Origin of the sequence: Corallococcus sp. CA053C, assembly GCF_003611675.1 — a bacterium.
In the GTDB taxonomy this organism is placed as follows: Bacteria; Myxococcota; Myxococcia; order Myxococcales; family Myxococcaceae; genus Corallococcus.
In genome coordinates, this window is the sequence record NZ_RAWA01000241.1 from 1 (window position 1) to 14,631 (window position 14,631).

At 70.6% G+C, this 14,631-nt stretch carries 11 protein-coding genes; 5 read left to right on the forward strand and 6 right to left on the reverse strand.

Annotation, left to right across the window (positions count from 1 at the left end):
* Positions 1 to 27: 27 nt before the first annotated feature.
* Positions 28 to 696 carry a hypothetical protein gene (locus D7V97_RS27105; protein ID WP_120613538.1) on the reverse strand — a complete coding sequence of 223 codons (669 nt, stop codon included), beginning with the start codon at positions 694 to 696 and terminating at the stop codon, positions 28 to 30.
* Between the two features lie 93 nt (positions 697 to 789).
* Positions 790 to 2,328 (reverse strand): hypothetical protein, encoded by a 1,539-nt coding sequence (locus D7V97_RS27110; RefSeq protein ID WP_120613539.1) that lies wholly within the window; start codon positions 2,326 to 2,328, stop codon positions 790 to 792.
* 198 nt (positions 2,329 to 2,526) lie between these two features.
* Between D7V97_RS27110 and D7V97_RS27115 the strand changes: the two genes are divergently transcribed.
* On the forward strand, positions 2,527 to 3,324 hold the full coding sequence (locus tag D7V97_RS27115; protein ID WP_120613540.1) for a hypothetical protein: 798 nt from the start codon (positions 2,527 to 2,529) through the stop codon (positions 3,322 to 3,324).
* Between the two features lie 68 nt (positions 3,325 to 3,392).
* Positions 3,393 to 4,250 (forward strand): metallophosphoesterase, encoded by an 858-nt coding sequence (locus D7V97_RS27120; RefSeq protein WP_120613541.1) that lies wholly within the window; start codon positions 3,393 to 3,395, stop codon positions 4,248 to 4,250.
* A 13-nt stretch (positions 4,251 to 4,263) separates the two neighbouring features.
* Here D7V97_RS27120 and D7V97_RS27125 read toward each other — a convergent pair whose 3' ends face one another.
* Positions 4,264 to 5,895: a M20/M25/M40 family metallo-hydrolase gene (locus D7V97_RS27125; RefSeq protein ID WP_120613542.1), complete on the reverse strand. Its 1,632-nt coding sequence runs from the start codon at positions 5,893 to 5,895 to the stop codon at positions 4,264 to 4,266.
* Positions 5,896 to 6,065: 170 nt separating this feature from the next.
* Here D7V97_RS27125 and D7V97_RS27130 point away from each other — a divergent pair, with 170 nt between their 5' ends.
* The gene (locus D7V97_RS27130; RefSeq protein ID WP_120613543.1) at positions 6,066 to 6,971 is read left to right on the forward strand and encodes an NADP-dependent oxidoreductase; all 906 of its coding nucleotides are present in this window, start codon (positions 6,066 to 6,068) and stop codon (positions 6,969 to 6,971) included.
* A 9-nt stretch (positions 6,972 to 6,980) separates the two neighbouring features.
* On the opposite strand, the gene D7V97_RS27135 is transcribed toward D7V97_RS27130, so the two are convergent.
* Positions 6,981 to 8,648: an RluA family pseudouridine synthase gene (locus D7V97_RS27135; RefSeq protein WP_233583249.1), complete on the reverse strand. Its 1,668-nt coding sequence runs from the start codon at positions 8,646 to 8,648 to the stop codon at positions 6,981 to 6,983.
* Between the two features lie 94 nt (positions 8,649 to 8,742).
* Here D7V97_RS27135 and D7V97_RS27140 point away from each other — a divergent pair, with 94 nt between their 5' ends.
* Both D7V97_RS27140 and D7V97_RS27145 read left to right on the forward strand, forming a co-directional pair.
* A complete protein-coding gene (locus D7V97_RS27140) occupies positions 8,743 to 10,065 on the forward strand; it encodes a glycoside hydrolase family 2 TIM barrel-domain containing protein (RefSeq protein ID WP_120613545.1) in 1,323 nt (440 codons plus the stop codon).
* Between the two features lie 45 nt (positions 10,066 to 10,110).
* The gene (locus D7V97_RS27145) at positions 10,111 to 11,220 is read left to right on the forward strand and encodes a hypothetical protein (RefSeq protein ID WP_120613546.1); all 1,110 of its coding nucleotides are present in this window, start codon (positions 10,111 to 10,113) and stop codon (positions 11,218 to 11,220) included.
* Between the two features lie 13 nt (positions 11,221 to 11,233).
* Here D7V97_RS27145 and D7V97_RS27150 read toward each other — a convergent pair whose 3' ends face one another.
* Both D7V97_RS27150 and D7V97_RS27155 read right to left on the reverse strand, forming a co-directional pair.
* Complete coding sequence (locus D7V97_RS27150) at positions 11,234 to 12,340, reverse strand: hypothetical protein (protein ID WP_120613547.1); 1,107 nt, start codon at positions 12,338 to 12,340, stop codon at positions 11,234 to 11,236.
* Between the two features lie 80 nt (positions 12,341 to 12,420).
* Positions 12,421 to 14,556, reverse strand: coding sequence for an FUSC family protein (locus D7V97_RS27155; RefSeq protein ID WP_120613548.1), 2,136 nt, complete (start codon positions 14,554 to 14,556; stop codon positions 12,421 to 12,423).
* Positions 14,557 to 14,631: the final 75 nt, after the last annotated feature.

A 14,631-nucleotide genomic window follows, 5' to 3' on the forward strand; every position in this document is an offset into this window, starting at 1 on the left:
GGCAGGTGGGGTAGGGCGCGGCGGGCGTCACTTCACGAGGGCGAGCGCTCCCGGCATGGCGGGGCTCGCCAGCTCGTGGAACTTCTCCCCGAGCGGACGGACGACGTGCTTTTCAATCTGGTAGTAGCTCGACAGCTTCTCCAGGGGGACGCGCCGCATGGACCAGCGGCCATTCAAATCACAGCCAATGGGGTTCTTCTGGAAGCCGCCGCTCAGCCAGCCGTCGCTCTCCCCCTGACTCGTCCGCTCGACGCGGAAGTACTTCCAGACCTTGTCCGCGGTCACCGCGACGGTCTCCGAAGGGTCCTCCGGCCGGGGCTCGGCCACGCCAAACCAACACTCCGGCCCCTCGGCGTCGTTCACATAGGCGTCGTTGAAACCCAGCCAGATCCAGATGAAGGCCATGAACCGCACGTCCCGGGCCATGCAGTTGTCCACCGGGGTGCCCGCGGGGACGTGCGTCGGGTCCACGTAGAAGCGGCCCAGCCACGACGGCTGCCACAGATAGAACGGGTAGGAGCTGTCATCCGACAGCAGGTAGCCGCTCGCGTTGGAGAAGAGCTTGTTGCCCGCCACGCACTTCAAGCTGACGCCATACTCGCGGATGGCGAAGCGGACCCCGATGATTTCAAAGAAGGCTCGGATGTCCTTGTGGTGTTCGTTGAAGTTCGCATAGCTGCTGGAGAGGTCGCTCAAGACTTGTTTTCGGAAGGACATGGGGAAAGGCTTTGCACCCCGTGTACCAGCGCGGCGTCCTGGGGCAATGCCTGTCAGGCCGCCGGAAATGCGTCAGCCGCTGACGCGCCTGCGTGCTGGCGGGAAGCGTCCGCCCACGAGCCACTGGTACTGGAGCTGGTTGCGCTCGAAGGTGGGGCGGTAGGTATGGCGCAGGAAGTCGCGCGTCTGGGAGATGCCGTCGGAGGGCGCGGGGCGGGATTGGAAGACACCCTTCGCGTCGAAATACTCCGGCACGGGCCGCGCCGCGTCATCGATGCCCAGGCCCCGGAACTCGGCGGTCAGCCGCTGGTTGAGGCTGGCGAGCTTGTCCTGGATGAGCTCCGGCCACCGGCGCCAGAGGGGGAGCTCCGCCTGGAGCGGGCGCAGCGCCTGGGAGAGCTGATGGAGCAGCTCCGCGTACGGGTGGTAGCGGGCCAGCTCGCGGTAGCCGGCCTCCTTCGTGGCGCCCGCGTCGACGATGGGCTGGAGGACGGCCTGGTAATAGCCAAACAGGTCCTCCACGCTGTCGCCGTCCCGCACGAAGAACGGGTCCGTGTTCTCCGCCTTGATGAGGGTGGACACCCCGAAGAAGGTCCGGGCCAGCTCCATGGCGTGCTGCCGGGGCAGGGCGTCCCCGGCTTCAATCCGGTCGCGGGTCCGCTTGAAGCCATAGCGCAGGAAGGCCACGGTCGCCGCGGGGCTCGTGTGCCAGAAGGTCCTCGCGGCGGCGCGGAGGAGCACTTTCATATAGGTGTCACCCGGGCGTGGCTGTCGTAGCTCATCCACCTTCGTCAGGCCCCGCAGGCCCGCGGCGGTGAAGAGCAGGACGTTCGGCTCCTTGATGTCGAGGAGGGCGCCCGGTTCGCCCTCCAGCCGCATGCGGTCGAAGTAGTTGCGTCCGAAGAGCTCCGGCAGGCCCTCCGGGAAGACGCGCTGGCGGGCGTTGAGGTTGAAGATGAGCTCGTAGCTGGGGAGGTGCCGGTCCATCAGCCAGGGATGGGGGTCATAGGCGAGCACCAGGTCTCCAGCGGACCAGGCGATGGGCTCATCGCTCCCGGCGGACAGGCACTCGGTGGAGCGCTGGAAGGAGCGGGAGAGGGAGATGTCGCTCCGGTCCTCTTCGATGGCCAGGACCTTCGCGCGGTCTTCCAGGTGCCCCCGCGCCAGGAGCACGTCCCGCACCACCTCCACCACCCGACAGACCTCGGGCGGACCGTAGACGCTGACCTGCACCCCGGTGAGCGCGTAGCTGAGCAGGGGAAAGACGATGACCGGGAGGTTGTCCAGCACGGGGTACAGGAACTTCGTGTCGTCCAGGCCTCCGTCGATGGACCGCAGGAGCGGCGTGGTCTCCACCTCCTTCCACCGTCGGTAGCGCGCGGGCTGGCGCTGCTGGCGTCGCCGCGCGAGGCGGTCCTCGACCCTGCGGGCCACCGCGGCCCGCAGGGCGGCCTCCCCTGAGTCGTAGATTTCATGGCTGGCTCCAATGGCTGCATGCCTCACCTGCATGGATTCCACCTCCTGACGCGCCAGCACCTTCACGAACCATGCGCGGAAGCACCGCCCCGGCGCGTCCGCGATGACACTTCGCGTGAAGCGTCTGCCTGTCACGCAAGCGCGTTCCAGCAGGACGCGGAAAAGGACCGGGACCGGGGCGGCCCTTGCGGTCATTCACTGTGGGTATGTCTGTATTTTGGGTTTGGTACGTCGCTTGCTGATGCCGGGACCCGAGCCCGCCGCGTACGGCGAGCGGAAGTCGGTGTCTGTCTTTCAGTCAGGTCCACGCAGTCTCGAACCCTGGAGTCCTTCATGCGGAAGAACCTTGTCGTCTCGCTGGTGTCGGGTGTCAGCCTTGCCATGTCGTGGGTGGGATGTGGCGCCCCGTTGGAGTCCCCGGAGGCAGGTGGGCAGGACACGGCCCAGGCCAGCGCCGCGCTCGCGGGTGCGGTCACCAACGTGCTCGGGGACACCGCGTGTCCGTCGGGCTACACGCTCGCGTCGCCCGAGGAGGCCCGGTCCAACGCTTCCACGATCTGCGGCCAGCTCGGCACGTGGGACATCGTCCGGCTCGCGAACGGCGGCTCCATGGATGGCCCCGGCTACGGCTGCGGCGTCCGCACCTACGATGCGCGCTTGCTGGGCGGCAGCGTCTGCAAGCAGGTCGGTCCGGTCAGTGAGGCGTTCGGGGATGGCGTCTGCCCCGCGGGCCTCACCGTCGCGAGCCCGCTGGTCGCGCGCGCCAACCCGTCCGCCTTCTGCTCGGTCATGGGGCCGTGGGACGTGGCGCGGCTCGCCGGTGGCGGCAGCATGGACGGCCCGGCGTACGGCTGCACCATCCGCGACTTCGACGGGCGCGGGCTGGGCAACACCCTCTGCGCGCAGCTCTCCTTCGTCGCGGTGGCCGGTGACCGGCCGTGCGCTCCCGGGACGGCGTTGCTCGCTCCGCAGGAGGCGCGCGCCCGTCAGTCGGAGGTCTGCGCGAAGCTCGCGACGTGGGACGTGGCGCGCCTCGCCGGTGGGGGCAGCATGGACGGTCCGGGCTACGGCTGCGGCATCCGGGACTGGGACACCCGCGCGCTGGGCAACGCGCTCTGCCAGTCGCTGTAAGCGTCCGCTGACGCCTCCCGCTCCCGGCCCCGACGGTCGGGGGCGGGGCTCCGGGTCCGCTCTCCTCCATGCGCTTCGTCCATTGCTCCGACGTCCACCTCACCGCGGACTACCGGGCGCGCTCACTCTCGCGGTTGGGGTGGCGCCGCTGGTTGGCCCTCCCGGAGCTGCTCGCGGGCGGCCGGGCCGAGTCCTACCGTCGCGCGCCCCAGACGCTCGCCGCCATCGCACGCGAGGCGCGGGAGCACGCCGCCGACCACTTCATCCTCTCCGGAGACCTCACCGCCTGTGCGCTGGACAGCGAGTTCCAGGCGGCACGCGAGGCCCTGGGCTCGCTGGTGGAGGACCCGGGCCGCTGCACCGTCATCCCGGGCAACCACGACGTGTACACCCCCGGAAGCCTCCGGGCCCGACGCTTCGAGCGTTACTTCGGGCACCTGCTGGAGAGCGACCTGCCCGAACACTGCCGGGAGGGGCCCTTTCCCTTCGTCCGGAAGGTGGGCGCCGGGGCCGCGGTGGTGGGGCTCTGCTCCGCGCGGGTGCCGCCCGTTCCCGGCGTCTCACGGGGCTTCATCGGTCGCGCGCAGCTCGAAGGGCTCGCGGCGGTGGTGGCGGATCCGAGGCTCTCCGGGCGGGCGCTGCTCGTCGTCGTCCACCACGCGCCCCTGACGCACCAGGGCCGCGCGGCGACCGGGCCCTGGGGGCTCCGCGACGGGGAGGCCCTCTGCCGGCTGCTGCCCGGGCCCCGGCACGCGGTGCTGCATGGCCACATCCACCGGCGCTTCCACCACCCGGCCACCGTGGAGCGTCCGCACCTCTTTGGCGCGGGCTCCTCCACCTTCGCCGGGAAGGAGGGGTACTGGATCATCGACGTGGAAGAGGGACGGGTGACGGGGGGCCGGATGCAGGTCCCCCGCGCGCTGTGAGTCCCGGGCGGCGTCAGGGCGTGGACGTGGCGGAGGGCGGCCCGGCGTAGCGGCGGAAGAAGCTCTTCGCGTTCCAGGTGGGGCGCTGGGACGCGTCCGCGACGCGGCGGGTGAGGTCGGTGACGAAGTCCACGAACCGCACCGCGGCCTCGCGGTTCATCGGCTGGGCCAGGTCATCCGTCGTCCCGTGGTAGCGCTCGAGGGCCCACTGCGTCTCCAGCTTCGCTCCCGCGGAGCCCTTGGGGTGGCCGAAGGAGAAGGCCAGGGCGGGCACGCCCTTGAGCACGAAGTTGTACTGGTCGCTGCGGACGAAGTAGTTCTGCTCCGGGGAAGGGTCCTTCATCACCTGGACGCCCACGCGCTTCGCGGCGGCCCGGAGCGGCGCGGCCAGCGTGGACTCCTCCTCGCCGAAGGCCACCACGCGCTTGAAGGGCGTCACCGGCAGGAACAGGTCCACGTTGAGGTTGGCCACCATCGTCCCGGTGCCTTCGGGGGGATGCGCGGCGAACCAGCGCGAGCCGAGCATGCCCTTCTCCTCCGCGGTGGTCGCCACGATGACGACGCTCCGCTGGGGCGCGGCCTTCTGGGCCTTCAGCGCGCGGCCCACCTCCAGCAGCGACGCGACGCCGACGGCGTTGTCCATCACGCCGTTGCAGATGGGGTCCCCGTTCACGGGCGTCACGATGCCGATGTGGTCCAGGTGCGCGCTCAGCACCACGGACTCGCTCGCGTGCGCGGCGTCACCGCCGGGGATGCGGCCCACGACGTTCACGGAGGTGAGCTGCTGCTGCTCCAGGGCCACCTCGCCGCGCAGCGTCCCCGGCAGCGTGACGTGGGGCAGGGGCTTGCCCTGATCCGCGAGCGCGAGGACCTCCTTGAAGGTGTGGCCACTGCCTTCGAACAGCGTCTCGACGAAGGGCGCGCTCGCCAGCACGAACACCAGGGACCCGGCGACGTCCTGGAGCGCGGGCTCCGCGAGCATCATCGCGGGCATGCGCTGGGATTCGATGATCCGGTCCCAGGGCAGCTCGCTCGTGCGCGGGTGGTACACCGCGATGACGCCCACTGCGCCGGCCTCCGTGTAGGCCCGCGACCGTTCCGCCAGCGAGCCGGCGTGGGACGCCAGGTTGTTCGCCATGCCCGGAGGCGAAGCGCCCAGGAGCACCACGACGAGCTTCCCCTTCACGTCCAGGCCGGCGAGGTCGTCATGCCGCGCCTCGGGGATGCGCAGGCCGTAGCCCACGAAGACGAGCCCCGCGTCCAGCTTGCCGGCGCGGCCCGTCAGCGGGCTGAGGATGCCGTGCTCCAGCGTGAGGGGCTGCTCCTTGCCGTCGCGGACGAGGGCCAGCCGGCTGCGCTCCGTCACCAGGCGGCGGGAGAGCAGGGGCACCTCCTGGAAGTAGCTGTCCCCGGCGCCGGGCTCGATGCCCAGCTGCTTGAACTGCGCGGCGACATATTCCGCGGCCTTCTGATGGCCGGGGCTGCCCGTGTCACGGCCTTCCAGGTCATCGGCGCCCAGCACCTCCACGTGGGACCACCAACGCTGCACGGCTTCGGGGGGCGGCTTCGCGAAGGCCACGCCGGGCGTGAGGAGCAGGAGGAGGGGCCAGGCTAGCGAGCGTCGGTTCTGGAGTCGGGTCGGCATCTGGGGCGTCCTATGTGCGGGAGGCGGGCATGATTTCACGGACGCTCGCGGGTGTGGGGAGCAAGGAAGCAGGGCGACCGCCCGCCGTCGATGTTCACCCTTCACTCGCGGTGCTTACCCTTGGTCCGTCGCGGGGATGCTCTTCCCGCGCTCACCTTGTGGAGGCCTGCATGAAAGCCGTCGTTCTGAAAGCCTATGGGGATGTGGATGCGCTTGCCGTGCAGGACATGCCCGAGCCGAAGGTGGGCCCTGGAGAGGTGAAGGTCCGCGTCACCGCCGCGAGCATCAACCCGGTGGACTGGAAGATTCGACGGGGCGACCTGAAGTCGGTGATGCCGGTGCGGTTCCCCACCATCCTGGGGCGGGACGTGTCCGGCGAGGTGATCGAGGTGGGCACGGGCGTGGAGGCGTTCGAGCCCGGCGACCGGGTGATGGGGCTGGTGAACGCCGGCTACGCGGAGACGGTCGTGGCGCCCACGGAGGCGTGGGCGAAGGTGCCGGAGAACCTGGACCTGCGGGACGCCGCCGCGCTGCCGCTGGTGACGCTGACGGGCGTGCAATTGATTGAAGAGGTGGTGCAGCCTGGCCAGGGGCAGACGCTGCTCATCACCGGCGCGCTGGGCGCGGTGGGCCGCGCCGCCGTCTTCGCGGCGAAGGCGCGGGGCGTGAAGATCTGGGTCGGCGTGCGCAGCAGTCAGGTGGCGGAGGCGCGGAAGCTGGGGGTGGAGGGCGTGGTCGCGCTCGATGATCTGAGCGACGTGGAGAAGCTGCCCACGCTGGACGCGGTGGCGGACACCGTGGGGGGCATGGCCCTGACCAGGGTGCTGGACCGGGTGAAGCACGGTGGGATTGTCGGCAGCGCGGTGGGCGAACCGAAGGGGGCGAAGGAGAAGGGCCTCACGGTGCGCACCTTCTTCTCGCACACGGACGGCCGCCGGCTTGCGCAGCTGGGGGAGAGCGTGGCGAAGGGGGACCTGGTCATCCCCATCAGCAAGACGTTCCCGATGACCGAGGCGAAGGATGCCCAGAAGCTCGCGGAGAAGGGCGGCGTGGGCAAGGTGCTGCTGGTCAACTGACGCCAGCGCTCAGAACGGGGCCGCGCGGGTGAAGGCCACGCGCTGCCCCGTCGCCGGGTGCACGAAGGAGAGTGCTTCCGCGTGCAGGAACAGGCGGCGGTCGGCGTGCCCGTACAAGGGGTCTCCCACGATGGGCGCGCCCAGTCCCAGGGGGTGCGCCGCGTGGACTCGGAGCTGGTGCGTGCGCCCGGTGCGCGGATGGAAGGCCACGCGCGTGCGTCCGGCTTCGCGGCCGAGCACCTCCCAGTCGGTGACCGCGGGCTTGCCGTGCACGGGGTCCACAATCTGCCGGGGGCGGTCATCCAGGTCGACGCGCAGGGGCAGGGTGATGGTGCCCACGGCTCCCTGCACGGGCCCGTCGATGAGCGCCACGTAGCGCTTGTCCACGTCGCGGTGGAGGAACTGGCGTTGCAGGGCGGCGTGCGTGCGCGCATCCAGCGCCGCGACGAGCAACCCGGAGGTGTCCAGGTCCAGCCGGTGCACGAGCAGCGGACCGGTGGCGTGCGGGTGGCGCGCGCGCAGGCGGGTGAGCACGGAGTCCGTCAGCGCCGCGTCTCTTCCTGGCACGGACAGCAGGCCGCATGGCTTGTCGATGATCACCAGCCACGCGTCCTCGAAGAGGATGGACAGGTCCGGCGTGGGCGCGGGCGGCGGGACGAAGACGCGCGGCGCGGAGACGGTGAGTCCCTCCAGCATGAACGGCAGCAGGGGCCCGCACTTGTCGCGGCACGCGGGGTAGAAGGCGCCCTGGATGCGGCCTCCGGACGCGGGCGGCGTGCCCCACCAGAACTCCGCGAGCGCCACCGGCTGGAGCCCGTGCGCGAATGCGTACGCGAGCAGCTTCGCGCCCGCACAGTCAGCCGCGCCGGAGGGAGGTTCGGCGTTGGCGTAGAGCGTGCGCAGGGGGCGGGTCTCGCCACGGGCGTTGGTGATGGCGTAGGTGTCGTGAAGCTGCTGCATGAAGCGACGGGAGACGATGCGTCGCAGGCGGTCCAGGGCGCGCAACCGGCGCTCGGCCTTCGCGCGACGGGGGGCGAGTTCGCGCCGCGCGGCTTCCTGTGCCGCGTCCCACCGCCGCAGTTCCGCCTTGTCACCCCGACTCTCCTGGTCGAGCGCGTGCAGTGCCTCCGCGCGTGCGCGTTCGGTGAGGTCCGGCGTGGCCAGGAGTTCCGCGCGGCGGAGGTGGCGCTGCTGTCGGTGGGCCTCGTGACGCTGACGCAGGGCTTCGCGCTCGGTGGCCTCGCGGACCTTCCGGGCGTCGTCGTCCGCGCGCAGGCGGCTCAACTCCTCGGAGGTACTCCACGCCTCGGCGCGGTCGCGCAGTGCCTTCACCGTGGTCTCGGCCACCGGCTCCACGCGGGCGCGGGCCTCGCGGTCGAACACGGGCGGCACGAAGCCCGGCACGTCCCAGCGGCCCGCGAGCATCGCGGAGAAGGCGCGCAGCACACCCAGGCGTCCGTCCTGCTGCCGCACCGCCAGCACGCCGAACATCTTTCCGCCGTCCGGCCCTTCGAGCACGCGGCTCGGGAGGCCTGGGGCGATGACGCCTTCGCGCAGCGTGGCCTGGAGCGCTTCGGCGGCCCGGCGCGCGAGGGCGTGCGGGCCCAGGGCGTCGAAGGGGCTCGGGAAGGCACCGGGGATGTCTTCGTTCCGGGGGGCCGGTTCGAGGAGGGGCACGAGCGGGTCCACGGTCCTCCGGGTAGCACGAAATCGCACGGAACGCCGGGCCCGGCAGGTCCGTGCCCGGCCAGCCGCTAGACTGCCGGATCCCATGGCTACTGCCCGCCCCGTCGCTGTTGGCGTCCTGCTCCTGACCGCGCTCCTCTGCCCGATGTGGGCGGCGGAGGCTCGCACCGCCATCGTGAAGGCGGGGGAGGGCTGGAGGCTGGAGGTGGACGGCCAGCCCTACGTGGCGAAGGGCGTCACCTTCAGTGGCTCGGGAGGTCCCGCGAACTTCGACGCGGACTGCGAGCGGTTGCGGGCCCTGGGCGTGAACACGCTGCGCACCTGGGGCACGGGCGAGGAGACGCCCGCGCTGCTCGACGCCGCGCACAAGCATGGCCTGCGGGTGCTGGTGGGGCTGTGGTTGCGCCCGGGCCGGGCCGGCATGGAGAACGACGACGCCTTCGACTACGCGCGCGACGCGAAGGGCCGCGAGGCGCAGCTCCAGGCCACCCTGGCGCAGGTGCGGCGCTTCAAGGGCCATCCGGCGGTGCTCGCGTGGGGATTGGGCAACGAGGTCATCCTCAACTCTCCGGACGATGCGTCGAAGGTCGCGTATGCGCGCTTCCTGGAGAAGGTCGTCCGGGCGGTGAAGAAGGCGGACGCCGGGCACCCGGTGCTGTCGGTGGATGCGTGGACGCTGGGGGTTCCGCTCTGGGAGAAGTACGTCCCGTCGCTGGATGCGTATGGATTGAACGTCTACGGCCGGGGCATCCACGCGCTGGCGGACGCGGTGAAGCAGGCGGGAGGCCGCAAGCCGTGGTTCATCACCGAGTTCGGTGCCCAGGGCGAATGGGAGGCCCCGAAGGACGCTCAGGGCCTGAAGCAGGAGCCGGGGGACCAGGAGAAGTACGACGTCATCGTGGACGGCTGGCGCAACGCGCTGGGGCCCCATGTCCAGGCGGGCCGGTGTCTGGGATTGTTCGTCTTCAACTACAGCGCGTCGTTCGACCACACCGGGCTGTGGCTGGGATTGCTGTCGGGAGATTCCAAGCGGCCGACGTGGCACGCGGTGCGGGAGGCTTACACGGGCCAGAAGCCGGAGCCTGCGTTGCCCGTGCCGGTGCGGCTGGCGGTGCAGGGCGTGGAGCAGGAAGGCACGGCCACCTGGGCGCGCGTGGTCTTCGAGGTCACGGCGCCAGCGGGCACACCGCTGGACGTGTCATTCGCGTACAACTTCCGGGGGGCGGCCACGCGCGAGGAGCGCGACCGGGTGACGCCGCTGGAGTCCCGGAAGGGAGCCGCTCCGGGCACGTGGCGCGTGCGCCTGCCGGCCGTGACAGGGGCGTTCAAGCTGTATGGACTGGCGAAGGATGGCGCCGGGAACCTGGTCGCGGCCACGACGTCCGTGGCGGCACCCGCCGCGCCCTGAACAGGGCGGTACGGTAGGGGGGCGGTTGGAATAGGATGCCGCGCCATGCGCTGGAGCTGGCTCTTCCTTTCACTGCTTTTCGTTTCGACCGGCTGCCGTCATGCCGGCATCCCGACATTGCCTGCGAGTCATGGCCATCTGTCATTGGCCATGGAGCGGCTTCTGGCGAAGCAGGACAGGCCGCCAGGCCCGCTGTGGGAAGCGTCGTTGAGGAACGACGCGGTTTTGTCGCTCGATACATCCACGCTCGAAGTGGAGCCAGAGCAAGCCCCAGCGGTCTTCGCTGAGGTTGTCCAGATCCTGCGGGGCACACCGGGTGAAGAGGAACTCACGCGTGCCTTGCGCGATCTCAGGGCCGTTTGTGATGCGGGATTTCATGAGGCCTGCAGGTTTGTGCGCGAAGAATTCAGCAATCCGAAGATGATTTCGGGTGGGCAATACCAGTTTTCCAAAGAGATGCTCGAGCAACAGAAGTTCGCGTTCATGGTCTTCCGCTGCCGCATCAATACGGAGGGGCAGGTGCGCGACTGCACGATCGTCGAAGGGGAAGGCATGGACGGTGCTGAGCAGAACCTCGCGGTGCTGTTCCGCTCCCGTTTCAGCCCCGCAACCCTCGCGGGGCACCCCATGAGCATTCCCTACACCTTTAGCGTCCGCTTCAGCCCTGTCCCTCGGTGGGATGGGCTTTCAACGGCCGAAGTGCTGGCCTGGGCGCGACTGCGAGTCTCGCAGTACCCCCAGAGCGCACCGGCGTGGGGCAACCTCGCCCTGGAACTGGCGGAACATGCACCTGAGGATCCGCTGTATCCCCAGGCCGTGGCGCGCGCCCACGCCCTTTCACCCCGTGCCTGGTGGCCCGCCACCGAACTGGCCTGGCAACGTGTGCAAGCAGGCCAGTATGTGGCGGCCATGATGGCGGTGCGGTTCCCCCTGCGTCGGGAGCGAGGAAACCCCTACGTGCTGGAGACCGGCGCCGCCGCGCACTTCGGCCTGGGCCAGTGCACGGAAGCCCTGAAGGCCCAGGAGCGCGCCGTGGGCCTGTTGCCAGAGGAATGGCCGACTCCGGAACGCGAACGCTTCCAGCGCAAGCTGAAGGACTACCAGACCGCTTGTGCCGGGGCCTCGCCGAGCCGCGCCACCGCGGCGAGCCCCTGAATCCACGGACCTGCTAGGTCCAGCTGCCCCCGTGTCCCTTCGTGAGCCCCAGGTCCTTCACCCAGTAGTCCGCGTGCGCGGAAGCGGCGGACAGGTGGGGGCCGCCGCCTTCGATCTGCCCGGCCTTGACCGCGTCCACCTCCCAGTTCACGTCTTCGGGCTTGTACGAGGCATCGCGCTGCTTGTGCTTGTGCATGCCCGCGAAGATGCTCTGGATGCCCAAGGCGCCCGCCAGGGTGCGCTTCTGCTGCGCGATGCCTTCCACGAAGGAGTTGTGCATCTGGGAGCGCAGGCTTCCCTCCTGGCGAGGGCCGCCACAGAAACCAAAGGCTTCCGCTCTGGCAATGTAGTGGCAGGCAATGGTCCAGAGCATGGGATGCCGGGCGGGCGAGTACATGGCCCACATGTCTGTTCCATTGAAGCTGGGGAGGTCGTCCTCGTCATCGTCCTCTTCCGCCATTCCCATCTGCAGGGCGAGGTCGTCCGTCATGAACCCGGGCGGCTTGGGATTGAAGCAGAGCGTATCCTCGAGCTTGAGGAACGTCGGGAGCTTGGGGGGACTGGCCAGCATCTTCTCGAACTGTTCGGGCACCTCGATGACGCAGTTCGCGTCGAAGAAGTAGCCGCCGTTCAACGCCAGCGTCAGGAAGGTCAGGATGTCCTTGGCGGGCGCATGGCCGCGGTTGGCCAGATAGAACTTCAGGAGCTGATCCAGCTTGTCCAGGAGCAGCGGGCCCACCTCCTTGCGCACCGCGGAGTGGTCCAGGACTTCATTCAGCGTGTGCACCTTCACCCGCTTGCCCAGCGCCTTCTCGAAGGCGGGGGCCATCTGGGTCAGGCACCAGAAATACACCGTGGCACCGGGGAAGCTCGCCGCGATGGACTTGGGGGACTTCGTATTGGCGTCGTTCGGCGCGCCCGTCCCGTACCAGACGAAGTGGATCGCCGTCTTCTGGGTCCGGGGTGCGCGGACCGGCGCGGGCTCGGCGTCCTCGACCCCGTCCTCCAGGACGCTGAACGGATTCCACTGGGGGTTCTCTTTCAGGCTGGGGCCCCCGAAGCGCGGCCGGTTACGGTCGGCAACGGGGATGGGGATGGAAAACGGCTTCTTGGGGGGCATCGCGGGAGCTTTCTGCATCCGGCAGGTGAGCGCAATGCCCGCCCGTGTGTGCGGATTGCACCCAGGGTCATTCCACGAAGTCACCGCAGCGCCGGGCCCTCGCTGAGCCTCGCCACCGCGCCGTGCAGGATTCCGAGCTGCCTTGGCACGCGCTCCAGCAGCGCGCCCAGCACCGGATCATCACTGGTGCGAGGCAGGGCCAACGGCGGCAGCGGCGGCGGCTCCTGTCGCTCCTGCAACGCGCGGGCGAGCAGCTCCAGGCTGTCGCTGGCGCGCTGCGCGAGCTGCTGGGGCAGCACCGACGTGCGCTCGAACCGCCTCCCCGTGCCCAGCGCCGTCACCGCCAGCGCGAAGCGCCGCGCGTAGGTGAGCAGCGCCATGCCCGACTCCAGGTGCTGCGGCGGACCCCGGTACTCCGTCATCAGCCGCTGGAAGGACGCCTCCGCTTCCTGCAGCGCCTGGTCCAACCGGCGCCGCTCCTCGTTCACCTCCGGCTCCGTCCCGCTGCGGTGCGCGGCCAATTGCTGCAGGTACCTGCCATCCGCGCGCAGGGCGGAGGCCGCGGCGTCGGGGAAGCGGCGCCGCTCCGGACTGGGCCACAGCGTCCACGCTCCCAGCAGCGCGAGCGTCCCCGCGATGAGCACCCCCAGCGAGCGCTGCGAGGCGACCGTCCAGTCCCCGGAGCTGAGCGTGGCCATCAGCAGGTAGTCCGGCGTGAGCAGGATCTGGAACGCACCGAAGTTCAGCGGCAGCAGCGCCACGGAGATGGCCGTCAGCGCGCTGATGACCAGCACCATCATCCCCGGGGTGTGCACCGTGGTCGCGATGAGCGCCGCCAGGCTCGCGCCCACCAGCGTCCCCAGCGTGCGCTGGAGCACGCGCTCCTCCGTGCTGCCCGCGTAGGGCTGGAGGATGGAGATGACCGTCAGGCTCACCCAGTGCGCGTCGCCCACCTGCAACGCCCGCGTCAGCCCCAGCGCCGCCGTGGCCACCATCCCCACGCGCAGCGCGTGCCGCAGCACCAGCGAATCGAAGTGCAGGTTGTCGCGCACCGGCTGCCACGGCGAACCCCCCGGCGACGCCTGCTGCCCGCCCACCGAACCCTTGCCCTTCGACGACACCGGGTCCCCGAAGAGCAACCCCGACGCCGTCTCGTGCGTCACGCCCGCGTACTCGCGCAGGCGGTCCAGCAGCGTGGAGACATGCGCGGACAGTGGCCCCTCCGCGCCCCGCCTCACCGATGGCGCGGGCATCCTCGCGGGCTGCCGTCGCTTCGGACGCAGCGCCAGCCGGGGCGGGCCGCGCATGCCCTCGTTGCGCTCCTGGGTCAGCGCTCGCGCCACCCACCGGTCCATCGCGGAGTACGCCTCGCACAGCCTCGCCACGCGCTCCCGCGTGCCATGCAGGTGCGGATCCCTCCCCACCACCTGCATCGCCTCCGCCAGCGCGCTGAGCAGCGCCACCATGGGCTCCGCCAGCTCCACCAACACCAGCAGGTGCTCGCCGCGCCGGGACTCGTCCGGACGCCCGCGCCGCGTGGCCGCGAGCACGCCGCGCGCCCGCTCGATGTCCGGGCGGATGCTCGCGTGGCGCCGCAGTCCGTCCGCCCACGCCTCGGGCGTGGCGCCCTTCAGCGTCGCATTGCCCAGCTCCTCCGCCGCGCCCGCGAGCACCGCGTACACGCGCGCCACCTCCCGCCGCGCGGGCCGGTAGGGCCTCAGCGGCCACAAGAGCAGCGACAACACCATCGCCCACAGCCCGCCCATCAAGAGGGCGCCTCCGCGCGCGAGGGCGTCCGCCAGGCTGGCGGCGGGCGCGCCCAGCGACACCACGAAGATGACCGCGAGCTGGCCTCCCACCGCCCCCGCCGTGTCGCCGTAGCAGCGCGCGAAGCTGGCCGCCGTGACGCCGAACAGCAGCAGGCTGGCGTCCACCCAATACGTGCGGCCCGCGGGCGCGGCGAGCATGCCGACCAGCGCCCCCAGCGCCGTCACCAGCCCCATGATGCGCGCGCGCGAGCTGTACGAACCGCCCTTGTCCGCGAGCGTGACGAGCAGGCCCGTGAGGCCCGCCCAGCCAGCCCCGGGCACCCCGAGCAGGAAGGCGAGACACAGCGGCACCGACGTGGCGATGGCGGCCCGCAGCCCCGCCCACAGGGCCGGACGGCCCGGCTCCACCCGGAAGAGCGACCGGAGGTGTCGCAGCAGTCGGTGCATGGGGTGTCAGGGGACCGGCGGGCCGTCACCCCAGAGGGTGGCCACGACCGTCCCCCGCCACACGCGCTCCCGGGT